This window comes from Bradyrhizobium sp. McL0616, from assembly GCF_049993385.1.
Lineage (GTDB): Bacteria > Pseudomonadota > Alphaproteobacteria > Rhizobiales > Xanthobacteraceae > Bradyrhizobium.
In genome coordinates this window covers 8,386,110-8,409,146 of record NZ_CP188255.1, presented here as the reverse complement: position 1 = coordinate 8,409,146, position 23,037 = coordinate 8,386,110, and the positions used below count along the sequence as shown (strand labels likewise).

Below are 23,037 nucleotides of genomic sequence, written 5' to 3'. Positions count from 1 at the left end.
TGGGCATATACGTATCTTTGTATGCAATGCTCAAGGCGTCAGTGTTGACGTTTTGGCGCGCCTGATCGCGATTTTATTCACGAAATCAATCGACTAGCCGAAGTATAAAGCCCCATTAAGCTTTGGCACGAACCTTGCGAATCCAGTTCCAACCAGAAACTTTTTGCGTTGGAGCATCCTCATGAAGCGCCGCGAATTCCTCAAGTCCGTGTCCGGATTGGCCGCCGGCGCGGCGCTCCCGGCCATGCCGTCGGTGATCTCTTCGGCCAAGGCCGATGCGCGCTCGGAGACGCTGCTGATCGTCTCCGAAGGCGGCCCCAACAATCTCGACATCCACGGCGTCGGCACCAATGTGCCCGGCTATGAGGTGTCCTGGAATTGCTACGACCGCCTGATCAGCCACGAGATGAAGAGCGGCCCCGGCGGCGTGCCCTATTACGACCGCGACAAGTTCAAGGGCGAGCTCGCCGACGACATGAAGATCGACGACATGTCGGTCACCTTCAAGCTGAAGAAGAACGCCAAATTCCACGACGGCACACCGGTCACCGCCAAGGACGTCAAGTGGTCGCTCGATCGCGCCGTCACCGTCGGCGGCTTCCCGACCTTCCAGATGAGCGCGGGCTCGCTGACAAAGCCCGAGCAGTTCGTCGTGGTCGACGATAGCACCGTGCGAGTCGATTTCGCCAAGAAGGATCGGCTGACGATTCCCGATCTCGCCGTGATCGTGCCCTGCGTCATCAACTCAGAACTCGTGAAGAAGAACGCCAGCGAGAAGGATCCCTGGGGCCTCGAATATACCAAGCAGCAGACCGCGGGTTCCGGCGCCTACAAGGTGACGAAGTGGACCGCCGGCACCGAAGTGGTGATGGAGCGCAACGAGGATTGGGTCGGCGGTCCCCTGCCGAAGATCAAGCGTGTGATCTGGCGCATGGTGCCGCAGGCCGGCAACCGCCGCGCACTCCTGGAGCGCGGCGATGCCGACATCTCCTACGAGCTGCCGTTCAAGGATTTCCAGGAGATGAAGGCGAGCGGCAAGCTCAACGTGGTGTCGCTGCCGTTCTCCAACGGCATCCAGTACATCGGCATGAACGTGACCAAGGCGCCGTTCGACAATCTCAAGGTCCGTCAGGCGGTCGCCTACGCGCTGCCCTATCAGAAGATCATGGACGCGGTGATGTTCGGGCTGGCGAACCCGATGTTCGGCGCCGCAAAGGACAAGCCGACCGAAGTCGCCTGGCCACAGCAGCACAAATACAACACCGACATGGAGAAGGCGAAGGCGTTGATGGCGGAAGCCGGCTACGCCAACGGTTTCGAGACCACGATCTCGTTCGACCTCAATTTTGCCGGCGTCAACGAGCCGCTCTGCGTGCTGGTGCAAGAGAGCCTCGCGCAGATCGGCATCAAGACCACCATCAACAAGGTGCCCGGCGCCAACTGGCGCACCGAGTTGAACAAGAAGGAAATGCCGCTCTTCACCAACGTGTTCTCGGGCTGGCTCGATTACCCCGAATACTTCTTCTACTGGTGCTATCACGGCAACAATTCCGTCTTCAACACCATGAGCTACAAGTCGGCGGAGATGGACAAGCTGATCGACGGCGCGCGCAATGCGGCCGCGACCGGCGACACGGCGACCTACGACACCGACGTGAAGGGCTTCGTCGATCTCGCCTACGCCGACGTCCCGCGCATTCCGCTGTACCAGCCCTTCGTCAACGTCGCGATGCAGAAGAACATCAGCGGCTACCAATACTGGTTCCACCGCAGGCTGGATTACCGCGCGATGGCGAAGGGGTGAGGCGTCATGCTGATGGTCAGCGACGCATCGGCATCTGTCGGTTCCTGGGACTCGAGTGAGGTGAGCAGGGCTCTCTCATTCCCTCTCCCCTTGTGGGAGAGGGGCAGGGTGAGGGGTAGCCACGAACTCCGACCTCGCTTGGGGCGACCCCTTATCCAAACCCTCTCCCACAAGGGGAGCGGGGGCACAGTAGAGCGCGCGGCACCACCTCGGTTTTATTCATCGCGCGCGAGGAGCACCCCATGCTGACCATGATCGGCAAGCGCCTGATGTTCGCGATCCCCTCGCTAATCGGCGTCGTCATCGTCACCTTCCTGCTCACCCGCGCGCTGCCGGGCGATCCCGCCGCTTACTTCGCCGGTCCCGCCGCGACCAAGGAAGCCGTCGAACAGATCCGCAAGAAACTCGGCCTCGACAAGCCACTGATCGAGCAGTTCTTCCGCTACACCAACGACCTCGCGCATGGTGATTTCGGCAACTCGCTCACCACCGGCCAGCCGGTCGCGGCCGAAATCCGCAATCGCCTGCCGGCCTCCGCTGAACTGACGCTGATCGGTCTCATCGTTTCGATCGTGATCGCCATTCCGCTCGGCGTGCTGGCGGCGACGCGGCCTGGATCATGGGTCGATCATCTCTGTCGGGTGACAACGACAGCCGGCGTGTCGTTGCCGGTGTTCTTCACCGGCCTCGTTCTCGTTTATGTCTTCTATTTCCGGCTCGGCTGGTCGCCCGCGCCGCTCGGCCGGCTCGACGTGTTCTACAGCGCCCCGGCGACAGTCACCGGTTTCTATCTGATCGACACCTTGATCGCGCGCGACTTCGAGGCGTTTCGTTCAGCGCTGAGCCAGCTCATTCTGCCTGCGACGACGCTGGCGATCTTTTCGCTGGCGCCGATCGCGCGCATGACGCGCGCCTCGATGCTGGCGGTGCTGTCGTCGGAGTTCGTGCGCACCGCGCGTGCCAGCGGCCTGTCGCCGGCGACCGTCATCGTCACCTACGCCTTCCGCAATGCGATGCTGCCGGTCATCACCACGCTCAGCATGGTGTTCTCCTTCCTGTTAGGGGCCAACGTGCTGGTGGAGAAAGTGTTCGCGTGGCCCGGCATCGGCTCCTACGCGGTGGAAGCGCTGATTTCGTCGGATTTCGCGCCGGTGCAGGGCTTCGTGCTGACCATGGCGGTCATGTACGTGCTGCTCAACCTCGTGATCGACATTCTCTATGGCGTGATCGATCCACGCGTGCGGCTGGAGGGCTGAACCATGAGCTCCGTTGCGCCTGCTGTTGAACCCGCCGGTCCCGCGCGCACGTCGGGACTCGCAGCGATCATCGAGCAAACCCGCTATGTGCTCGGCGAGAACAAGGTCACGGGCTTCGCCTTCGGCCTGTTGGTCCTGATCCTCGTTGCCGCGATCTTCGGCCCCTATGTGGTGCCGTATGATCCGCTGGCGTCCGACACCGCCGCGTCGTTGAAGCCGCCCTCGATGGCACACTGGTTCGGTACCGACCAATTGGGCCGCGATATCTTCAGCCGGGTCGTCGTGGCGACGCGGCTCGATACGTTCATTGCGGTCGCCTCCGTCGTCCTGGTGTTTCTGATGGGCGGGCTCGCCGGCATTGCGGCGGGTTATTTCGGCGGTTGGACCGACCGCATCGTCGGCCGCATCGCCGACACCATCATGGCGTTCCCGCTGTTCGTGCTGGCGATGGGCATCGTCGCCGCGCTCGGCAACACCGTGCAGAACATCATTCTGGCGACCGCCATCGTCAACTTCCCGCTCTACGCCCGCGTCGCGCGCGCCGAGGCCAATGTCCGCCGCAACGCCGGCTTCGTGCAGGCGGCACGTCTATCGGGCAACGGCGAGTTCCGTATCCTCTTGGTGCACATTCTGCCGAACATCATGCCGATCATGATCGTGCAGATGTCGCTGACCATGGGCTACGCCATCCTCAATGCCGCCGGCCTTTCCTTCATCGGCCTCGGTGTCCGCCCGCCGACCGCCGAATGGGGCATCATGGTGGCCGAGGGCGCGGGCTTCATGGTCTCCGGCGAATGGTGGATCGCGCTATTCCCGGGCCTCGCTCTGATGATCGCCGTGTTCTGTTTCAACCTACTCGGCGACGGCCTGCGCGACATCGTCGATCCGCAGCGGAGGACGTGATGGCAAGTTTTCCGCGAAAATTCTCCAATGAATTCAATGCCATTCTACTGTGCATGGGGTTGTTTTCGACCTTTTTGAGCGGGAGCCGTCCATGACCGTCCAGCCTTTGCTCGACGTCCAGGATCTCACCGTCGAATTCAATACCCGCCGCGGCATCGTCAAGGCGGTGCAGCACGTCAACATCTCCGTCGCCAAGGGCGAGACGCTCGCGATCGTCGGCGAGTCCGGTTCCGGCAAGTCGGTGACGTCCTACGCGGTGATGCGCATCCTCGATCGCGCCGGCAGGATCGCCGAGGGCTCGGTGATGTTCTCCGGCATCGACGTCAAGGCCGCGACCGAAAACCAGATGCGCGATCTGCGCGGCCGCGAAGTCTCAATGATCTTCCAGAACCCGCGGGCGGCACTGAACCCGATCCGCAAGGTCGGCGACCAGATCGAAGACGTGCTGCGCACCCATGTGCAGCAGGCCATGGTTTCCGACCACGGAGAAAAGGCGATCGAGGCGCTGGAGCAGGTCAAGATCGCCCGCCCGCGCGAGCGCTACCATGCCTATCCGTTCGAGCTCTCCGGCGGCATGTGCCAGCGCGTCGTCATCGCGCTCGCACTCGCCTGCAACCCGCAGCTCCTGATCGCGGATGAGCCGACCACCGGCCTCGACGTCACCACGCAGAAGGCGGTGATGGACCTCATCGTCGAACTGACCAAGCGCAAGGCGATGTCGACCATCCTGATCACCCACGATCTCGGCCTCGCCGCCGCCTATTGTGACCGCGTCGTGGTGATGGAGAAGGGCCGGGTGGTCGAGACCGCGAAAGCCGCCGACATCTTCGCCAACCCGCAGCACCCCTATACGAAAAAGCTGATGCGCGCGACGCCGCGGCTCGGCGTGTCGTTGCGGGATCTGTTGCCGGAGGAGGAGGGCGCTACGCTCGCCGCCGCGAGTTCCGCGTCTGTGGAATCCGCTCCGAGCGTCGCGGCCGAGCAGAAGCCCCTCCTGCTCATCGAAAAGCTGATCAAGGAATATCCCCGCCAGGGCGCCACCGCCACGCTCGGAAAGCTGTTTGGCCGCAAGCCGCCGGTCGAGCCGGACGTGTTCCGCGCGGTCGACGGCATCAGCTTCTCGATCGGCCACGGCGAGAGCGTCGGCCTGGTCGGTGAATCCGGCTGCGGCAAATCGACCACGTCGATGATGGTGATGAGACTTCTGGACCAGACCTCAGGGCTGATCCAGTTCGACGGTGAGGACATCGGCGCCATCCAGCCTGCCTCCTTTGCCCGGCTGCCGCAGCGCAGCCGCATCCAGATGGTGTTCCAGGACCCGACCGATAGCCTCAACCCGCGCTTCACCGCCGTGCGCGCGATCGCCGACCCGATCATGCAACTCGGCGACATCAGGGGCCGCGACGCGCTCCGCAACCGTTGCGAGGAGCTGGCCACCATGGTCGGACTACCGCTCAACCTGCTGGATCGCTTCCCGCACCAATTGTCCGGCGGCCAGAAGGCCCGCGTCGGCATTGCCCGTGCGATTGCGCTGCATCCAAAACTCGTCATCCTGGACGAGCCGACGGCGGCGCTGGACGTCTCGGTCCAGGCCGTGGTCCTGAACCTGCTCCAGGACCTCAAGGCGCGGCTAGGTATGAGCTATCTGTTTGTCTCGCATGATTTGAATGTAGTGCGCCTGTTGTGCGATCGTGTCATTGTGATGCGGTCGGGTCGAATCGTCGAAGAGGGCTCTTCGGAGAGGGTCTTGAGCGATCCGCAGGACGACTACACCAAGGAGCTGTTGACGGCGATCCCGCATCCGCCGCTGCCGGTTCACTGAGCGATTGTTTGGGAGCGTGATGGCCGAGCCGCTGGACGATTATATCGACGCCGTATCGAAAGCGCTGGCATTGCCGATCGAGGACGCCTGGAGACCGGCGGTGCGTGCCAACCTGGAAGTCTCGCTGCGGCTTGGCCGCCTTGTCGACGAATTCGCGCTGCCGGACGAGACCGAGCCGGCGCCCATCTTCGCCGTCTGACCTCGCCATGACCATCAAGCCAGATCTGGCGGCTGCCGACATCGCCAAGGCGGTGGCCGGCGGAAAAATGTCCGCGCTCGATGCCACCGAAGCAGCCCTCGCGCGGATCAAGCAGCACGACAACATCCTCAATTCCTTTACCGACGTCACCGCCGATCGCGCGCGGGCCAAGGCGCGCGCGATCGATGCCGACATTGCCGCCGGCAAGACGGTCGGCCCGCTTGCAGGCGTGCCCTTCGCGGTGAAGAACCTGTTCGACGTCGCAGGCCTCTCGACACGCGCCGGCTCGAAGATCAACCGCGACCGCGCGCCCGCCAAGCGCGATGCCACGCTGATCGAGCGCATGGAAGCGGCCGGCGCCGTGCTGGTCGGCGCGCTCAACATGGGCGAATACGCCTACGACTTCACCGGCGAGAACATCCATGACGGCCCCTCCCGCAATCCGCATGACACGACGCGGATGAGCGGCGGCTCCTCGGGCGGCTCGGGTAGCGCCGTCGGCGGTGCGCTGGTGCCGATTGCGCTCGGCTCTGACACCAATGGCTCGATCCGCGTGCCGTCCTCGTTCTGCGGCATTTTTGGCCTGAAGCCGACCTATGGCCGGCTGTCGCGCGCGCGCTCCTTTCCGTTCGTCGCGAGCTTCGATCATCTCGGTCCGTTCGCGCGCTCGGTCACCGATCTCGCGCTCGCCTATGACGCGATGCAGGGGCCGGATGCGGATGATGCCGCCTGCACCACCACGCGTGGTCTGGAGCCGACGACGCCGCTGCTCGCCAATCCGGTTTCGGACCTGCGCATTGCGATCGCCGGTGGCTACTTCCAGAAGAACGTGTTTCCGGAAGCGGTCGAAGCCGTCAGCCGTGTCGCCAAGGCGCTCGGCGCGACGAAAGTGCTCGAGGTCCCCGAAGCCGCGCGCGCCCGTGCGGCGGCCTACGTCATCAGCACCACCGAAGGCGCCTCGCTGCATCTCGATCGCCTGCGCAAGCGCCCGAACGATTTCGATCCCGCCGTGCGCGACCGGCTGATCGCGGGCGCCATGGTGCCGGCGCCGCTGGTTGATCGCGCACAAAAATTCCGCCGCTGGTATCGTGCGCAATTCGCCGAGATCTTCAAATCGATCGATGTGCTGATCGCGCCGGCAACACCCTGCACCGCGCCAAAACTCGGCCAGCTGAATTTCAATCTCGACGGCGTCGAACTGCCGGTGCGCGCCAATATCGGCATCCACACCCAGCCGATCTCGTTCATTGGCTTGCCGGTGGTCGCAGTCCCGGTGCCGCTCGAACCGCTGCCGATCGGCGTGCAGATCATCGCCGCGCCCTGGCGCGAGGACATCGCGCTCCGCGTCGCTTACGCATTGGAAAAAATGGGTGTCGCCGCGGCGCCCGCGCCAAGGGGACTTTGAGAGGATTTTGAGATGGAGATCGATCTCCCCGACGTGATCGCGGAAGTCAAAGCCGCATTCGACCGTTATGAGCAGGCGCTGGTCACCAACGACGTCGCCGTGCTCGGCGAACTCTTCCGCGACGATCCCCGCACGCTGCGTTACGGCATCGGCGAGAACCTCTATGGCTATGAGGCGATCTCCGGTTTCCGCGCCGGGCGCTCGCCGGTCGGCCTGAACCGGCGCACCGCGAAAACCGTGATCACCAGTTATGGCCGCGACACGGCTGTCGCCTCCACCCTGTTCTATCGCGACACGGCTCCCGGCAAGGTCGGCCGGCAGATGCAAACCTGGATTCGATTCCCGGAGGGCTGGCGCGTCGCCGCTGCCCATGTCAGCATCATCGACGAGTCGAAAGAGACCTGACCGTATGACGCTTGACGATCTTCCGCAGGGAACACTGCCGGCCGAGCCGGTGGTGCCCCGCGTCGACCGGGCGCAACCCAGCGTGCACAAGGTCACGCGCGCCGAGGAACTGCGGCTTCAACTCGCCGACGAGATCGTGCGTGGTGCCCTAGCCCCCGGCGCGCCGCTCGACGAGACCGATATCGCGCGGCGCTTCAACGTCTCTCGGACTCCGGTGCGCGAGGCGTTGCGCCAGCTGGTGGCAAGCGGGCTGGTCGAATCGCGCGCCCACCGCGGCGCCGTGGTGGCGCAGCCCTCGTTCGAGCGGCTGACGAGCATGTTCGAGGCGATGGCGGAGCTCGAGGCGATGTGCGCCGGCCTCGCCGCCGAGCGCATGACCGCCACTGAGCGCCACGGCTTGGAGGCCATTCATGAAGAGCTGCGGGTTTTGAGTTACGCCGGCAATCCCGACCGCTTCCACGAAGTCAACGAGCGCTTCCACAACGCGATCTATGCCGGCTCGCAGAACGGCTACATCGCCGAGATCACGCTCGCCACCCGCGTGCGTGTGCAGCCGTTCCGTCGCGCCCAGTTCCGCAATCTCGGCCGTCTCGCCAAATCGCAAGCCGAACACGACCGCGTCGTCGTCGCCGTCATGCGCGGTGACAAGCAGGGCGCGGCCGCAGCCATGCGCGCGCATATCGAGCTGGTGCGCGGGGAATACGAGATTTACGCGGTGTCGGTTTAAGTAGGATGGTGGGCACGCTGCGCTTTGCCCACCCTCCGAGACCTACGCCGTCGCCGCTTCCGCCATAAACTTCCGCCAGCCGCCATAGCTCGTGATGTCACGCGCCTCACCGAGCACCTCGGGCTCGACGAGAAAGCCCTTCACGCTGCGGCCATCAGCAAGCCGGATCGTGCCGATCGCCATCGGTGCAGGAATCGCGTTGACGAACTTGCCGAACGCCGACGACGACAGCGACCAGATCTCCAGCTCGATCGACGCGCCCTTGCCCGCTTCGACGCGCAGCATGCCGGGTTTCGGCGGCGTGGTCTGGAGCGCATAGAGCTTGTAGTCCGGCGCGGTCCTGGTCGCTTCGATCAGCTTTGCGCTCAGCGCCTTCAACTCGCCGTTCAGCGCCATGCCGGAGAGGTGCGCACCGACCACTGCGATCGGGATTTCGTCGCCGCTGCTTGCGGGAAGCGGTGCGAGCGGCGCCTGTGCCGTGCCCTTCGCGCCCACGCTCAGCTTCGTATCCGCATGAAACACGCGCCCGATGCTCGCAAGCAGCGCATCGCGGCCGGCCGGCGCGAGCAGCGTGATGCCGAACGGAATGCCGTCGACACGCATCGCAGCCGGCAGTGCGAGACCGCAGAGATCGAGCAGATTGACGAAATTGGTGTAGGTGCCGAGCCGGCTGTTAAGCTCGATCGGATTGGCCAGCACCTGCGCGGTCGTATAGGCCGTCGGCGCCGTCGGCAGCACCAGCGCGTCGATGTTTGCAAAAGTGCGCTCGACGATCTTGCGCAGGCCCTGCAAGCGGTAGAGCGCGGAGAAGGTTTCTGCAGCCGTCAGCCGCGCGCCGGCGGCGGTGATCTCGCGAGTCACCGGATGGATTGAGTCCGGCGCGGAGGCGAGCAGATTCTTGATCACGAGATAGCGCTCGGCAACCCAGGGACCCTCATAGAGCAGCCGCGCCGTCTCGTAGAACGGCTCAAGGTCGAACTCGACCAGCTCAGCGCCAAGCGCGGTCCAGCGCTTCAGCGCCTCGCCGTAAGCTGCTTCCGATTTTTTGTCGCCGAAGAAGATCAGCTGCCCGTTGCGCGGTACGCCAAGACGAAGATTGGCCGGGAACGGCGTCATCGCGCCAAGCGGCCGGTCGCGCGAGAACGGATCGGCCTGGTCGGGGCCAGCCATCACCGACAGCGCGAGTGCGGCATCGTCGACGGTCAGCGCAAACACCGAGATGCAATCGAGCGTACGGCAGGCCGGCACGAGGCCCGCGGTCGAGATCATGCCGAGGCTCGGCTTCAACCCGACGATGTTGTTGAGCATCGCCGGCACGCGCCCACTGCCGGCCGTGTCGGTGCCAAGCGACAGCGGGACGAGTCCGGCGCCGACGGCCGTCGCCGAACCCGAGCTTGACCCGCCGGGAATGAGATCCTCGCGGATCGAATTCCTGGGAATGCCGTAAGGCGAGCGCACGCCGACGAGGCCGGTTGCGAACTGGTCGAGATTGGTCTTGCCGATGATGATGGCGCCGGCGGCGCGCAGCCGCTGCACCGCGGTGGAGTCATGCGTTGGCGTGTAGGAGAAGGCCGGGCACGCCGCCGTGGTCGGAAAGCCGAGCGCGTCGATATTGTCCTTTACCGCGACCGGCACGCCGTAGAGCGGCAGGTTGCTGGCATCTTCGCGCGCGGCAAGCTTTTCGGCTTCCGTGATCGCATCCGTCTCGTCGCGCAGGCTGATGAAGATGGCGGGATCGTTGTGGTCCCGAATGCGCTGGTAGGTGCGCGCGACCGTCTGCGCCGGCGTGAGCGTGCCCGCGCGATGCGCGGCCACAATCGCGGCAATCGTTTCAGGCTGCTCAGCCCCCATTTCAGCCCTCATGGCGACAAAACTCCGGCAACTTGTCCTCACCCGGATTGAAGCAAGCGATGTGCCATTGTGTACAGAATCCGGGCAGAGCGAATGCCTTGGATATTATCGCGCTATCAGTGGGTTGGGGGATATTTCGATGATCGGGAGGGTCGTCTCGCCAGCGCCCTGTTAGGGGCATCTGCCCAAATCATGAGCAGTCCGGATCAGGTGAAGCCAGCGAGGATCTGGAGCAGCCGCTCCCGGTTCGCCTTGCCGATCTTCTCCTCGACATGCCGCTCGTGCTCGTCGGCGAGCCGCTTGAACTTGGTCAGCGCCGTCTGGCCCTGTGCGGTGAGGTGCAGCGCGTGGGAGCGCCGGTCCTCTTTTGACTTGATCCGCTTCACGAGCTTGCGCTGTTCGAGGCTGTCGAGCAGGTGCACCAGCCGGGCGCGCTCGATGCCGAGGCGCTTGGCTACCGCCATCTGGGAGAGACCGGGATTGGCGCCGATCACCGTCAGCACCGAATATTGCGTCGGACGGATGTCGACCGCGCCGAGCGTCTTGATGAAGTCCTGGAAAATCCAGATCTGAAAGCGCCGCACCGCATAGCCGGCGTGCCCTACCAGCGCATCAAGCCCGATCTCGTCCGCGTCGTGTTGCCGCGCCGCGCCGTTGGTGGTGCGCTTGCGCGGGGGAGTTCGGGCTCCGGTAGCTGTCACGTCGCGTCTCCTGCCATCGGATCCTTGTAGCCTCCTCGCCGGCCAGACGGAAGATTGTTGTTGACGACAACAATTGTCCCGCCCAACATTATGGCGAAAGCGGCCCGGAACGAGGCTGCGGCCGATCCCGGATCCCGGGCGAGGAGGAAACATATGGCAGCCGCATTACGCGGTGACGCTTCAAGCCTGTTCGCAACGCCAAAGACAGTCGTCGAGCATCGCGCCGACGGCAGTATCGTGCTGCGCTCGCCCGAGCCCTTGCGCGATAGCGCGCGCTGCGTCGGCGACTGGCTGGAGCATTGGGCGCGAGAATCGCCCGATACCGTCTTCCTCGCCGAGCGCGGAAGTGCCGAGGCACGCTGGACCACCGTCACCTATGCGGAGGCGCTGCGGCAGGTGCGCGGGGTCGCGTCCTGGATCCTCGCGCAGGGGCTGAGCGCGGAACGACCGCTTGTGATTCTCTCCGACAACAGCATCGATCACGCGCTGCTCGCGCTCGCGGCGCAGCATGTCGGCGTGCCCTCGGCCGCGATCTCGTCGGCCTATTCGCTGATGTCAAAGGACTTTGACAAGCTCAAGGACATGGTCGCGTTGCTTGAGCCCGGCGCGATCTATGTCTCCGCGACGAGGCCATTTGCCGCGGCGCTGGCTGCGATCCAGCCGCTGCACCAGGCGCACATCATCAGCGGAAATGCCGATGATGCCGATGCGTTGGCCTTCCGTACCATTGTTGCAACGCCCGAGACTCCTGCCGTTGCAACGGCCTTTGCCGCGGTAACGCCCGACACGATCGCAAAATTCCTGTTCACGTCAGGCTCGACCGGAACACCGAAAGCGGTGATCAACACCCAGCGCATGCTGACGTCGAGCCAGCAGGCCAAAGCGCAGACCTGGACCTTTCTCGAGCAAAGCGACGGCGATCTCGTCATCCTCGACTGGCTGCCCTGGAGCCACACTTTTGGCGCCAACCACAATTTCAACCTCGTGCTGCGCAACGGCGGCTCGCTCTATATCGACGGCGGCAAGCCCGCGCCCGGCCTGTTTGCGACCTCGCTCGCAAACCTCAAAAGCGTGATGCCGACCGTTTACTTCAATGTGCCGCGCGGCTTCGACATGCTGATCGCGGCGCTGCGCGGCGACGAGGAGCTGCGCCGCCGCTTCTTCAGCGAGGTGAAGTTCGCCTTCTATGCTGGCGCCGCACTGCCGCAGAATCTCTGGGATGCGCTCGAAGAGCTTTCACTCAAGACCGTTGGCCGTGCACTGCCGATGGTGTCCGCCTGGGGTTCGACCGAGACTTCACCGCTGGCAACCGACTGCCATTTCTTCGCCGAACGTTCGGGAAATATCGGCGTGCCGATTCCCGGCACCGAGCTGAAGCTCGTCGCCTCCGGCGACAAACTGGAAGTGCGCGTGCGCGGCCCCAACGTCACGCCCGGCTACTGGAAGGCGCCGGAGCTGACCAAGCAGGCTTTTGACGACGAGGGCTTTTATTTCATCGGCGATGCCGTGAAATTCGCCGATGGCGGACGGCCCGAGCGCGGCCTGTTCTTCGACGGGCGCGTCGCGGAAGACTTCAAACTGAATTCCGGCACCTGGGTCAACGTCGGCACGCTGCGCGTCGCCGGCATCGCCGCGTTGGCGCCGCTCGCGCAGGATATCGTCGTCACCGGCCATGGTGGCGACGAGGTGCGCTTCCTGGTCTTTCCGAACATCGCCGCCTGCCGTGCACATGCGGGCCTTCCCGAGACGGCCGGAGTGGACGATGCGCTGACGCACGACAAGGTCAGGATCGCTCTCGCGCAGGGCCTGGTGAAGCTCAAGCAGCAGAGTGCCAATTCCTCCGGCCATGCGACGCGCGCGCTGCTGCTCGCCGAGCCGCCGTCGGTCGACGGCGGCGAGATCACGGACAAGGGCTACATCAACCAGCGCGCTGTGCTGACGCGCCGCGCGGACGCGGTGAGGCGGTTGAATGATGACGCGTCGGCGGAGTGGATCGGGCTGTAGCGGGTTCTCATAATGACGGAGGATGGAGCGGGTAGCTCGCCCAATGGGCCAGCCAGTCTGCCGCAATATTCTGCATGATTCTTTTGTTGCTTAAGCAACTAATTTATGCGAACCGTTCCAACCTAGGATGACGGCGGGGAAACTGCTGCGCCTGATCTCGGAGGAAACGATGCTCGGCAGAGAGGATGCCGCGGGCAAATGCCTGCGCATGCCTGGATATGACAACAGGCACGCGCGCCTGACGTGCGATCTGTCAGGCCTCAGTGCCGCCGGTCACCGCGCCCAAATTTTCGTGCAGCCGGCGCAGCAGGTCGACCAACACCTCGCGCTCGTCCTTGTTCAGACAAGACAGCAGCCGTCGTTCGCGCTCGAATGCCGCGACGATGACCTTGTCATGGGTGGCACGGCCGCGCGCCGTCAACGAGATCGAATGGGTGCGGCCGTCGTTCGGATCGGTACGGATCGACACCTGCCCGCGCTTCTCCAGCCCAGCAAGCGTACGGCTCACGGGCCCCTTGTCGAAGCCGATGACGTGACAGATCCGCGAGGCCGGAATGCCCGGCTCGATCGCGAGCAGCGACATGATCCGCCATTCGGTGACATTGACGCCGAACTGACGCTGATAGAACGCGGTCGCGCTGTTCGAGAGCTTGTTCGCGATGAAGGTGATGAACGCCGGCACGTAACGGTCGAGATCGAGCGTCGGCCCGACGTCGGCGGGCGCAGGCTTTTGGCGGGATCTGGTCGAAGGCGGCATATCGGGCTTCTTAATCGCGGCGTGCCGGAAGACCTAAGGGCAAGCGCTGCCCTTTCACAAGATCAAAATGAGGGAGGACTTCAATGAGTGCACCCGGCTCCCCTGTCGCGAGCGTCCCGCATCTCGACGTCGACCCCTTCGCGATGAATTTTTTTGCCGATCCTTATCCCACGCATGAGTTGCTGCGCGAGACGGGGCCGGTTGTCTATCTCGACAAGTGGAAGGTCTACGGCGTGGCGCGCTATGCCGAGGTTCATGCCGTGCTGAACGACCCGGCAACATTCTGCTCCAGCCGCGGCGTGGGCCTCGGCGACTTCAAGAAGGAGACGCCGTGGCGGCCGCCGAGCCTGATCCTGGAGGCCGACCCACCCGCGCACGGCCGCACCCGCGCGGTGCTGTCAAAGGTGTTGTCGCCGACCGTGATGAAAGGGCTCCGCGACCGCTTTGCCGCAGCGGCCGAGGAGCGGGTCGACATGCTACTCGAAAAGCGCAGCTTCGACGCGATTACCGATCTCGCCGAGGCCTATCCACTCTCGATCTTCCCGGATGCGCTTGGGCTGAAGCCGGAGGGCCGCGATCACCTCATTCCCTATGCCAGCCTGGTGTTCAACGCCTTCGGCCCGCCGAATGCGTTGCGCCAGGAGGCGATCGAGCGCTCGGCCCCGCACCAGGCCTACGTCACCGAGCAGTGCCAGCGCGATCATCTCACGCCCGGCGGCATCGGGTCTTGCATCCATGCTCATGTCGACGAGGGCGCGATCACCGCGACTGAAGCGCCACTCTTGGTGCGATCGTTGCTATCGGCCGGCCTCGACACCACCGTCAACGGCATCGGCGCCGCAATCTACTGCCTCGCGCGCTTTCCAGAGCAATGGCAGCGCCTGCGCGACGATCTCACGCTGGCGCGCAACGCGTTCGAGGAGGCGGTTCGCTTCGAAAGCCCGGTGCAGACCTTCTTCCGTACCACGACGCGCGATGTCGAGCTCTCCGGCGCGACGGTCGGCGAGGGCGAGAAGGTGCTGATGTTCCTTGCTGCTGCCAATCGCGATCCGCGGCGGTGGGACAAGCCCGACAGCTACGACATCACCCGCCGCACCTCCGGCCATGTCGGCTATGGCTCGGGTATCCACATGTGCGTCGGCCAGCTCGTGGCACGGCTTGAGGGCGAAACGATGCTCACCGCGCTCGCGCGTCGTGTAGCGAAAATCGAGATCACGGGCGAGCCGAAGCGCCGCTTCAACAACACGCTGCGCGGGCTTGATAGCCTGCCGGTCGCCATCACGCCGGCTTAAGGGGGAAATCATGAAACAACTGAAGTGGACGCTCGCATTGGCCGCGAGCCTCGTGAGCAGCGCGGCGAGCGCCGAGATATCCGACAACGTCGTACGCGTCGGCGTGCTCAACGACATCTCCGGCATCTTCCAGGATACCAACGGCATGGGCTCGGTCGAGGCCGCGCGGATGGCGGCGGAAGATTTCAACGGCGGCGGCAAGAACATCAAGGTCGAGATCGTTTATGCCGACCACCAGAACAAGGCCGATGTCGGCAACGCCATCGCGCGCAAGTGGCTCGACGTCGAAGGCGTCGATGCCATTGTGGACGTGCCGAACTCGGCCGTTGGCCTCTCCATCAACACGCTGCTGCGCGATAGCCGCATGACATATCTCGCGTCATCGACGGCAAGCGCCGATCTCACCGGCAAGGCCTGCTCGCCCAACACCATCCAATGGGTCAACGACACCTGGGCGACCGGCAACACCACCGCTGCCGCGATGATGTCGCGCGGCGGCAAGGACTGGTATTTCCTCACGGTCGACTACGCGCTCGGCAAGGGCATCGAGGCGGAGGCGCAGAAATACATCGAGGGCCACGGTGGCAAGGTGCTTGGCTCCTCAAAGCATCCGCTCGGCACCTCCGACTTTGCCTCCTTCCTGCTGCAGGCACAGGGCTCGAAGGCGCAGGTGATCGGGCTTGCCAATGCCGGCGGCGATACTATCAACGCGGTGAAGCAGGCGGCCGAGTTCGGCATCCAGCAGGGCGGGCAGAAGCTCGTGGCCTTCCTGCTCTTCATCAACGACGTCCACGGCATGGGCATCAAGGTCGCGCAGGGCCTTCAGCTGATGGAAGCCTTTTACTGGGACATGAACGACGACACCCGCGCGTTTGCCAAGCGGTTCGCGGCGCGTCCCGGCATGAACGGCAAGATGCCGAGCGGCAACCAGGCCGGCGTCTATGCCTCCACGCTCGCTTATCTCAACGCCGTCGCCGCTACCGGTAGCGACAATGCTAAGGACGTCGTGCCGGAGATGAAGAAGTTCAAAGGCAAGGACAAGTTGTTCGGCGACACCGCGATCCGCCAGGACGGCCGCGTCGTCCATCCGATGTATCTGTTCGAGGTGAAGAAGCCGGAGGAATCGAAATATCCATACGACTATTACAAGCTGGTTTCGACGATCCCGGCGGATCAGGCGTTTCGCCCGATGGCGGAGGGCGGGTGCGCGTTGGTGAAGTAGGTGCCGCGAGCGTTGCTGCTTTCGCCTTCCCCCGTAACAACGGGGAGAAGGAAAAGAAGAACCATCACCCCACCACTTTGCTACTGCCCTGCGTGATCAGCCGCGCGGCACGCTGGTCGCGGGCGTAGATCCAGAGCCAGCTCAACGCAACGCTGAGGCGGTGGCGCAGGCCGATCAGGAAGTAGATGTGGGCGATGCCCCAGATCCACCACGCGATCGTGCCGCGCAGCTTGATGCGGCCGAAGTCGATCACGGCGAGCCGCTTGCCGATCTGCGCCAGGCTGCCGGCGTGCTTGTAGCGGAACGCGCCCTTGCTCTCGCCGCGCAGCCGCGCCTTGATGGTTTCGGCGACATGCTGCCCCTGCTGCTTGGCGGCCGGTGCGATACCGGGCACCGGCTTGCCCTCCCAGGCATTGATCAAAACGGTGTCGCCGACCGCAAAGATCTCGGGATGGCCGGGGATGGTGAGATCAGCCTCGACCTGCACGCGCCCGGCGCGGTCGGCCGGTGCGCCCAGCCATTCGGCCGCGGGCGAGGCGCGCACGCCGGCGGCCCAGATCTTGGTTTTGGCGTCCAGCCGCTGTCCGCCAAACACCACGCCGTCGCGGTCGATCTCGGTGACGGCCTGACCAAGCACGACCTCGACGCCGATCTTTTCCAGAGAGGCCTGCGCATAGGCCGAGAGATCGTCGGCAAAGCCCGCGAGCACGCGCGGGCCGGCCTCGATCAGCACCACGCGCGCCTTGGTCGTATCGATGTTGCGGAAATCTTCCGGCAGGGTGTCATGCGCCATCTCCGCGATGGTGCCGGCCAGCTCAACACCTGTCGGGCCGGCGCCGACGATGACGAACGTCATCCGTGCCGCCCGCTTGGCCGGATCGGTCTCGCGCTCGGCGCGCTCGAAGGCCACCAGGATGTGGCGGCGCAAAGTGGTCGCGTCCTCCAGCGTCTTCAGGCCCGGCGCAAATTGCTCCCATTCGTCATGGCCGAAATAGGCATGGCGCGCGCCGGTCGCGAGCACCAGCGTGTCATACGGTACCTCGCTGCCATCATCTAGCAGCACCGCGCGCCTGCTGGCATCGACGCCGCTGACCGTCGCAAACAGCGTGGTCACCTCGCGCCGGTTGCGCATGAGATGGCGCACCGGCCAGGCGATCTCGCTCGTGGCGAGCGAGGCGGTCGCGACCTGGTAAAGCAGCGGCTGAAACAGATGGTGGTTGCGGCGGTCGATCAGCGTGATTTCGACCGGGCTGCCTGCAAGCCGATGGGTCGTCTCCAGGCCGCCGAAGCCGGCTCCGACGATGACGACGCGATGCGGTGTCGTGGTCATGATGTATCCCCGAATCTCGCTGCTCTACTCCCTCATTTAAGTGCGTATTGGGCGCCGCGGTCCAATAGCCGTCATCAATCGGGGAATAGGCTGAGTGCATCGACCCTGCGAAAAAGCGCCGCAGCCTTGGACCAGACCTTGGACCAGCCCTTGGCCGAAGTGAGTAGAATTATATTTCTTGCCATCCACGATTGGCGCGAAATATGGTGCAGGGACAGGCGCTGAGCCATTGGTGGCTCGACAGATTTTGCGCTTTAGTAAGATAGACCCGGGGGCGGCGATCACCCCGTTTCCGGGGCAATAAATCAGGAGGGGAGTGGTTATGAGGACGGCATTCTGGCTGGCGGGCGCAGCGGCGCTCGTGCTGGCAAGTCCGGCATTCGCCGGCGACACCATCAAGATCGGTTTCGTCTCGACTTTCAGCGGCCCGACCGCCGTGATCGGCAACGACATGCGCAACTCGTTCGAGCTGGCGCTCGACCACATCGGCCGCAAGATGGACGGCAAGCCGGTCGAGGTGATCTACGAGGACGACGGCCAGAAGCCCGACGTCGGCAAGCAGAAGACCGAGAAGCTGGTGCAGTCCGACAAGGTCGATTTCATCGTCGGCTACATCTGGTCCAACGTGTTGCTCGCCTCGCTGAAGACCGCGGTGGACTCGCAGACCTTCCTGATCTCGGCCAATGCCGGCCCGTCGCAGATCGCCGGCGATCTCTGTTCGCCCTACGTGTTCTCGACCTCCTGGCAAAACGACCAGACGCCCGCCGCCATGGGCCTCTACATGAACCAGAAGGGCGTCAAGAGCGTCTTCCTGATCGGCCCGAACTACGCCGCCGGCAAGGACATGCTCGCGGGCGTCAAGAGCACCTTCAAGGGCGAGATCAAGGGCGAGGAATACACGGTGTGGCCGAGCCAGCTCGACTTCTCCGCCGAACTCTCCAAGGCGCGCGCCTCCGGCGCCGAGTCGATCTTCGTGTTCTACCCGGGTGCTGCCGGCGTGCAGTTCCTCAACCAATATGCGCAGGCTGGCCTCAAGAGCACGATGCCGCTCTACACCGCCTTCACCGTCGACGAGCTGTCGCTGCCGCTTCAGAAGGAGAACGCGCTCGGCGTGCCCGGTGCGCAGGAATGGGTCAACGATCTCCCCAACGAGCAGAACAAGCGCTTCGTCGCCGACTACCGCAAGAAGTACACGGGTCTCCGCCCGACCTATTACGGTGCGCAAGCCTATGATGCGGCGCAGCTCATCAACAGCGCGGTGGTCGCGGTGAAGGGCGACACCAGCAAAAAGGACGCGATGAAGGCCGAGATGGAAAAGGCCAACATCAAGTCGCTGCGCGGCCCCTTCAAGTTCGGCAACAACCACATCCCGGTGCAGAGCTTCTATCTCCAGGACGTCGTCAAGGATGCCGAAGGCCAGCTCGCGTTGAAGACGGTCGCCACCATCGTGGAGAACGATCAGGATCGCTTTCACGACAAGTGCCCGATGAAGTGAGCTGATTGCTGCTCCCTCTCCCCGTTCTTACGGGGAGAGGGCAGGGGTGAGCGGTTATCTCCACAGGCAACCCTATCGCCGTACTCGCGCGTTCCCTCGTCGTCATTGCGAGCGCAGCGAAGCAATCCAGCGTCTTTCCACGGAGGGATTCTGGATTGCTTCGCTGCGCTCGCAATGACGGCGTGGATAGAGTTTAAACCCGCGGCATACTCACGGGCCTTACCTCGCGCGCCTGCGCGGCGAGCCTGATCCCGGCATTGGCCGCGCCAAATCCCTGATAGCTCTTCCGTTCGACGATCTCGAAGAAGAACCGTTCGTCGAAAATATGCGTGTAGACCTGGAAGAACTCGCCGTCGCCTTCGCGGTCGTAGAGGATGTGGTTGGCGCGGAGTTGCGCCATCAGTTCCGGCGCGAGGTCATATTTGGCTTCGATGTCGTCGTAGTAATTGTCGGGAATATCCAGAAAATCCGCACCGCGGGCGCGCATCGCGGCGACCGTTGCAAAGATGTCCCGGCAGGAGAACGCGATGTGTTGCACGCCTGAGCCGAAGAACTCCGAGATGAAGCGGGCCGGCAAAGTGCGGTTGGCGGAGGAGCCGTTGAGCACGAAGCGCAGGCTCTGGTCGCCGTTGATGACGGCCTGGCTTTGCACCAGCCCTCTGGGGTCGGCGATCTCCATCTGCGGCAGGCGGGTGAGATCAAGGATGCCGGTGTAGAACAACAGCCAGGACAGCATCTCGTCGTAGGGCATCGACTGCGCGATGTGATCGACGGCGAGCAGCGCGTCCGCGCTGGAATCGCTCGCGACTGGCGCGAAATCAGTGTCCCAGTTCTTGCCGGCCTGGTCGAGGAAATACAGCAAGCTCCCGCCGACGCCGTGGATGGCGGGGATCTCAAGCTCGCCCGGCCCGACCGGCTGATAGAAGGTGCGTGCCTTCAGCGTCTCGGCCCGCTGCATGGCGAGGCCGGCATTGTCGACATCGAGCGCGATGGCGCAGACGCCCGGGCCATGCGTGACATAGTGCGAATGCGCAAAGCCGTCGGTCTCGCTATTGATCACGAGCTCGACCTTGCCTTGCGACCAGCGCTCCACCGCCTTGCTGCGATGCTTGCCGCTTCTGCGGAAGCCGAGTTGTGAGAGCAGATGCGCGAGCTCGCCCGCCTTGGTCTCGTTGACGGCAAATTCGATGAACCCGGTGCCGCCGCTCTTGGCCTTGGCCGCCAGCGGTTCGCCGATGAGTTTTGGCCAATCCGGTGCAAGCTGGTCCTGCAACAGGATCAGCGAGCGCAGCCCGTCGATCGCGGTTTGCGTGGCCGAGCCGGCGCGGAACTGGTCGTTGAAGATCTCCAGCGACAGTGGCCCGGCATAGCCTGTCGCCGCGATCGCCTGCATGAATTCGCCGACTGGCAGATCGCCCTGACCGGGAAAGGAGCGGAAGTGCCGGCTCCACGACAAAATGTCGAGCTCGAGCTTCGGCGCGTCGGCAAGCTGCACCAGAAAGACCTTGTTGCCGGGGATCGAGGCCATTGCGCGGACTGGAAAGCCGGGGGCCAGCGCGTGAAAACTGTCGAGGATGACGCCGATCGCCGGATGGTCAGCGCGCCGCACGATCTCCCAGGCGTCGCGGTAATCATTGACGTGCCGTCCCCATGCCAACGCCTCGTAGCCGACGCGTAAGCCGCGCTTCGCGGCGCGATCGCCGAGCTCGCGAAAGTCATCCGCGGCGCGATCGATGCCGCCGAGCGAGGCCGGCGACACGTTCGAGCAGATCAGGAGCAGGTCAGTCCCGAGTTCCTGCATCAGATCGAACTTTCGCTCGGCCCGGGCAAAGTTGCGCGAACGTTGCGGTTCCGGCATGCCCTCGAAATCGCGAAACGGCTGGAATGCGCAGATCTCGAGATTGAGATCACGGCATAGCTTTGCGATATCGCGCGGGCCTGAGCCGAACGACAACAGGTCGTTCTCGAAGATCTCGACCGCCTCGAATCCGGCGGATGCGATGGCTCGAAGCTTTTCGTCAAGCGCACCTGAGAGAGAGACGGTCGCGATCGAGCGCTTGTTCATGCTGCCTGCTCCAAGATTCGCCCCGGTGAGATTGTCTGGCCCGTGCGCGCGGCCTCGCTGACGGCTTCGACGACGGCGAGCGTTCCCATCGCATCCTCGGCCGAGATCAGAGGTTGTTCGCGACCTGCGATCACCGCGCAGAAATGCCGGAGCTGTTCGGCCAGCGGATCGAACGTAGCCGGCGCGATGGTCGCGCGCGACAGCGGCGCGTACCAGCCGGGCCGTTGCGCATAGGACCATAGCTCCATATTCGGCACGGACAGCGAGCCCTCGGTGCCCGAGAAGATGTAACAGGGCTGGTCCTGCTTCGGATAGGCCGGGTTTTCGCCTGACGCCAGCTCCCAGCTCCACGGCGCCGGTGTCGCATCCGACACGGTCACCGTTCCCAGCGCGCCATTGGCGAAGCGCATCAGGAGGGCGGCGGTGTCTTCAACGGCGAAGCCGCGGACGTTGTTCGATGTCAGCGCCTGCACCTCGGTGATCTCGCCGCAGATGAAGCGGAGATTGTCGATGTCGTGGATCAGATTGATGAGCAGCGGCCCGCCGCCCTGCTCGCGCCGCCACGCCGCCTCGAAATAATCGTCAGGCTTCTTGAGCAGCCAAAGTCCGACGACAGCGGTGAGCCGGCCGAGCTTGCCGTTCGCCACCGTCTCGCGCGCAACCTTGATGATGGGATTGTGCCGGCGATGATGGCCGACCAGCATCGGTATGCCGGTCCGCCTGATCGCGGCGCACAGGCGTTGCGCGGCCGTGACCGTGTCGGTTACCGGCTTTTCGATCAGCGTCGGCACGCCAGCTTGCGCGCAGTCGAGCGCCAACTGGAGATGCAGCGCGTTCGGCGAGGCGATGATCATGCCGTCCGGCTTCTCCTGTGCCAGCAGCGCGCGGTGGTCGGCATGCCAGGACGTGTTGCGCGACTGCGCATAGTCCTTTGCCGCAAGTGAGGGATCGACGATGCCGGCAAGCACGCAGTCCGGCGACGCCCCGATCAGTTCAATATGGCGGCGGCCGATCATGCCGGCGCCGGCAACGGCGATGCGCATTGGCGCGCTCATGCCGCGGTCTCCTCCATGGCGCCGCCGAGAAAGAGTTGCCCGATCCGTGGATCGTTCAGGATGCGCTCAGCTTTATCGAACATGCGGGTCTGCCCGAGCTCCAGCACGATGCCGAAATCGGAGATCTCCAGCGCCGAGCGCGCGTTCTGCTCGATCATCAGGATCGTGACCCCGCGGTCGCGCAGCGATTTGAGAATGTCGAACGTCTGCTGCACCATCAGCGGCGACAGGCCGATCGAGGGCTCGTCGATCAGCACGAGCTTTGGCTCGAGCAGCAGCGAGCGGGCGATCTCGAGTTGCTTTTGCTCGCCACCCGACAGTGTCGAGGCCTGCTGCGTCGATTTCCGCCGCAGCGCCGGAAACAAATCGATCGCGGCCTCGATCCGGCTCTGGAGGTCGATGCCTTTTCCGGCTGAGACCCCGCCAAGCTCGATATTGCTGCGGACTGAGAGTTCGGGGAAGATGTTGCGGCCCTGCGGCACGTAGCAGATACCGGCATTGAGCAGCGCGCGCTGGCTCAAATTGGTGACGTCGCGGCCCGCGAAACTGATTTTGCCCTCGCGCAGCTTCAACAGGCCGAAGATGGCCTTGAACACGGTCGACTTGCCGGCGCCGTTCGGGCCGATGATGCTGGTGATGGTGGCCTGCGGCACGGAAAACGTCGTTCCGTTCAGGATCGTCATCTTGCCGTAGCCGCCGACGAGGTTGTGAACCGAGAGGATCGGGTCGCTCATGGCTCGCGCT

At 64.1% G+C, this 23,037-nt stretch carries 19 protein-coding genes; 12 read left to right on the top strand and 7 right to left on the bottom strand.

What is annotated here, in order from left to right; genetic code table 11:
* Positions 1-181 precede the first annotated feature (181 nt).
* The 8 genes from ACPPVR_RS40590 (at position 182) to ACPPVR_RS40555 (ending at position 8,521) form a co-directional block, all read left to right on the top strand.
* The gene (locus tag ACPPVR_RS40590; RefSeq protein ID WP_426612082.1) at positions 182-1,804 is read left to right on the top strand and encodes an ABC transporter substrate-binding protein; all 1,623 of its coding nucleotides are present in this window, start codon (positions 182-184) and stop codon (positions 1,802-1,804) included.
* Between the two features lie 242 nt (positions 1,805-2,046).
* Positions 2,047-3,060, top strand: a complete 1,014-nt coding sequence (locus tag ACPPVR_RS40585) for an ABC transporter permease (protein ID WP_426612081.1) — start codon at positions 2,047-2,049, stop codon at positions 3,058-3,060.
* Between the two features lie 3 nt (positions 3,061-3,063).
* A complete protein-coding gene (locus ACPPVR_RS40580; protein WP_426612080.1) occupies positions 3,064-3,963 on the top strand; it encodes an ABC transporter permease in 900 nt (299 codons plus the stop codon).
* Positions 3,964-4,054: 91 nt separating this feature from the next.
* A complete protein-coding gene (locus ACPPVR_RS40575) occupies positions 4,055-5,785 on the top strand; it encodes a dipeptide ABC transporter ATP-binding protein (RefSeq protein WP_426612079.1) in 1,731 nt (576 codons plus the stop codon).
* A 19-nt stretch (positions 5,786-5,804) separates the two neighbouring features.
* Complete coding sequence (locus ACPPVR_RS40570; protein WP_426612078.1) at positions 5,805-5,984, top strand: DUF4089 domain-containing protein; 180 nt, start codon at positions 5,805-5,807, stop codon at positions 5,982-5,984.
* 7 nt (positions 5,985-5,991) lie between these two features.
* Positions 5,992-7,389: an AtzE family amidohydrolase gene (locus ACPPVR_RS40565; protein WP_426612077.1), complete on the top strand. Its 1,398-nt coding sequence runs from the start codon at positions 5,992-5,994 to the stop codon at positions 7,387-7,389.
* A 12-nt stretch (positions 7,390-7,401) separates the two neighbouring features.
* Complete coding sequence (gene hpxZ, locus ACPPVR_RS40560) at positions 7,402-7,794, top strand: oxalurate catabolism protein HpxZ (protein WP_426612076.1); 393 nt, start codon at positions 7,402-7,404, stop codon at positions 7,792-7,794.
* A gap of 4 nt (positions 7,795-7,798) precedes the next feature.
* Entirely contained in the window at positions 7,799-8,521 is a 723-nt protein-coding gene (locus tag ACPPVR_RS40555; protein ID WP_426612075.1) for a GntR family transcriptional regulator, read from the top strand.
* Positions 8,522-8,563: 42 nt separating this feature from the next.
* On the opposite strand, the gene atzF is transcribed toward ACPPVR_RS40555, so the two are convergent.
* Positions 8,564-10,372: an allophanate hydrolase gene (gene atzF, locus ACPPVR_RS40550; RefSeq protein WP_426616286.1), complete on the bottom strand. Its 1,809-nt coding sequence runs from the start codon at positions 10,370-10,372 to the stop codon at positions 8,564-8,566.
* Between the two features lie 206 nt (positions 10,373-10,578).
* A complete protein-coding gene (locus ACPPVR_RS40545; RefSeq protein ID WP_426612074.1) occupies positions 10,579-11,073 on the bottom strand; it encodes a MarR family winged helix-turn-helix transcriptional regulator in 495 nt (164 codons plus the stop codon).
* Between the two features lie 153 nt (positions 11,074-11,226).
* Here ACPPVR_RS40545 and ACPPVR_RS40540 point away from each other — a divergent pair, with 153 nt between their 5' ends.
* The gene (locus ACPPVR_RS40540) at positions 11,227-13,077 is read left to right on the top strand and encodes a feruloyl-CoA synthase (RefSeq protein ID WP_426612073.1); all 1,851 of its coding nucleotides are present in this window, start codon (positions 11,227-11,229) and stop codon (positions 13,075-13,077) included.
* A 253-nt stretch (positions 13,078-13,330) separates the two neighbouring features.
* Here ACPPVR_RS40540 and ACPPVR_RS40535 read toward each other — a convergent pair whose 3' ends face one another.
* Positions 13,331-13,834: a MarR family winged helix-turn-helix transcriptional regulator gene (locus ACPPVR_RS40535; protein WP_426612072.1), complete on the bottom strand. Its 504-nt coding sequence runs from the start codon at positions 13,832-13,834 to the stop codon at positions 13,331-13,333.
* Positions 13,835-13,917: 83 nt separating this feature from the next.
* Here ACPPVR_RS40535 and ACPPVR_RS40530 point away from each other — a divergent pair, with 83 nt between their 5' ends.
* Both ACPPVR_RS40530 and ACPPVR_RS40525 read left to right on the top strand, forming a co-directional pair.
* A complete protein-coding gene (locus ACPPVR_RS40530; protein WP_426612071.1) occupies positions 13,918-15,126 on the top strand; it encodes a cytochrome P450 in 1,209 nt (402 codons plus the stop codon).
* Between the two features lie 10 nt (positions 15,127-15,136).
* Positions 15,137-16,348: an ABC transporter substrate-binding protein gene (locus ACPPVR_RS40525; protein ID WP_426612070.1), complete on the top strand. Its 1,212-nt coding sequence runs from the start codon at positions 15,137-15,139 to the stop codon at positions 16,346-16,348.
* A 64-nt stretch (positions 16,349-16,412) separates the two neighbouring features.
* Here the strand turns inward: ACPPVR_RS40525 and ACPPVR_RS40520 are convergent, their stop codons facing one another.
* Entirely contained in the window at positions 16,413-17,678 is a 1,266-nt protein-coding gene (locus ACPPVR_RS40520; protein ID WP_426612069.1) for an NAD(P)/FAD-dependent oxidoreductase, read from the bottom strand.
* A 322-nt stretch (positions 17,679-18,000) separates the two neighbouring features.
* On the opposite strand from ACPPVR_RS40520, the gene ACPPVR_RS40515 reads away from it, so the two are divergent.
* Positions 18,001-19,173: an ABC transporter substrate-binding protein gene (locus ACPPVR_RS40515; protein ID WP_426612068.1), complete on the top strand. Its 1,173-nt coding sequence runs from the start codon at positions 18,001-18,003 to the stop codon at positions 19,171-19,173.
* A 193-nt stretch (positions 19,174-19,366) separates the two neighbouring features.
* Here the strand turns inward: ACPPVR_RS40515 and ACPPVR_RS40510 are convergent, their stop codons facing one another.
* From ACPPVR_RS40510 to ACPPVR_RS40500, 3 genes are read right to left on the bottom strand one after another with little or no spacing between them, the layout of a single operon-like run.
* Positions 19,367-21,238, bottom strand: coding sequence for a bifunctional sugar phosphate isomerase/epimerase/4-hydroxyphenylpyruvate dioxygenase family protein (locus tag ACPPVR_RS40510; protein ID WP_426612067.1), 1,872 nt, complete (start codon positions 21,236-21,238; stop codon positions 19,367-19,369).
* A complete protein-coding gene (locus ACPPVR_RS40505) occupies positions 21,235-22,293 on the bottom strand; it encodes a Gfo/Idh/MocA family protein (RefSeq protein WP_426612066.1) in 1,059 nt (352 codons plus the stop codon). Before ACPPVR_RS40505 ends, ACPPVR_RS40510 begins: the two co-directional genes overlap by 4 nt.
* Positions 22,290-23,027, bottom strand: a complete 738-nt coding sequence (locus ACPPVR_RS40500; RefSeq protein WP_426612065.1) for an ABC transporter ATP-binding protein — start codon at positions 23,025-23,027, stop codon at positions 22,290-22,292. The genes ACPPVR_RS40505 and ACPPVR_RS40500 overlap by 4 nt, the downstream gene beginning before the upstream one ends.
* Positions 23,028-23,037 lie beyond the last annotated feature (10 nt).

What these genes read in the sequence shown, in the direction of transcription:
- ACPPVR_RS40580 (WP_426612080.1), top strand. Translation starts at nt 3,064, where the DNA reads ATGAGCTCCGTTGCGCCTGCTGTTGAACCCGCCGGTCCCGCGCGCACG.
- ACPPVR_RS40515 (WP_426612068.1), top strand. Translation starts at nt 18,001, where the DNA reads ATGAGGACGGCATTCTGGCTGGCGGGCGCAGCGGCGCTCGTGCTGGCA.
- ACPPVR_RS40530 (WP_426612071.1), top strand. Translation starts at nt 13,918, where the DNA reads ATGAGTGCACCCGGCTCCCCTGTCGCGAGCGTCCCGCATCTCGACGTC.
- ACPPVR_RS40575 (WP_426612079.1), top strand. Translation starts at nt 4,055, where the DNA reads ATGACCGTCCAGCCTTTGCTCGACGTCCAGGATCTCACCGTCGAATTC.
- ACPPVR_RS40555 (WP_426612075.1), top strand. Translation starts at nt 7,799, where the DNA reads ATGACGCTTGACGATCTTCCGCAGGGAACACTGCCGGCCGAGCCGGTG.
- ACPPVR_RS40565 (WP_426612077.1), top strand. Translation starts at nt 5,992, where the DNA reads ATGACCATCAAGCCAGATCTGGCGGCTGCCGACATCGCCAAGGCGGTG.
- ACPPVR_RS40525 (WP_426612070.1), top strand. Translation starts at nt 15,137, where the DNA reads ATGAAACAACTGAAGTGGACGCTCGCATTGGCCGCGAGCCTCGTGAGC.
- atzF (WP_426616286.1), bottom strand. Translation starts at nt 10,372, where the DNA reads ATGGGGGCTGAGCAGCCTGAAACGATTGCCGCGATTGTGGCCGCGCAT.
- hpxZ (WP_426612076.1), top strand. Translation starts at nt 7,402, where the DNA reads ATGGAGATCGATCTCCCCGACGTGATCGCGGAAGTCAAAGCCGCATTC.
- ACPPVR_RS40505 (WP_426612066.1), bottom strand. Translation starts at nt 22,293, where the DNA reads ATGAGCGCGCCAATGCGCATCGCCGTTGCCGGCGCCGGCATGATCGGC.
- ACPPVR_RS40535 (WP_426612072.1), bottom strand. Translation starts at nt 13,834, where the DNA reads ATGCCGCCTTCGACCAGATCCCGCCAAAAGCCTGCGCCCGCCGACGTC.
- ACPPVR_RS40520 (WP_426612069.1), bottom strand. Translation starts at nt 17,678, where the DNA reads ATGACCACGACACCGCATCGCGTCGTCATCGTCGGAGCCGGCTTCGGC.
- ACPPVR_RS40585 (WP_426612081.1), top strand. Translation starts at nt 2,047, where the DNA reads ATGCTGACCATGATCGGCAAGCGCCTGATGTTCGCGATCCCCTCGCTA.
- ACPPVR_RS40500 (WP_426612065.1), bottom strand. Translation starts at nt 23,027, where the DNA reads ATGAGCGACCCGATCCTCTCGGTTCACAACCTCGTCGGCGGCTACGGC.
- ACPPVR_RS40590 (WP_426612082.1), top strand. Translation starts at nt 182, where the DNA reads ATGAAGCGCCGCGAATTCCTCAAGTCCGTGTCCGGATTGGCCGCCGGC.
- ACPPVR_RS40510 (WP_426612067.1), bottom strand. Translation starts at nt 21,238, where the DNA reads ATGAACAAGCGCTCGATCGCGACCGTCTCTCTCTCAGGTGCGCTTGAC.
- ACPPVR_RS40540 (WP_426612073.1), top strand. Translation starts at nt 11,227, where the DNA reads ATGGCAGCCGCATTACGCGGTGACGCTTCAAGCCTGTTCGCAACGCCA.
- ACPPVR_RS40570 (WP_426612078.1), top strand. Translation starts at nt 5,805, where the DNA reads ATGGCCGAGCCGCTGGACGATTATATCGACGCCGTATCGAAAGCGCTG.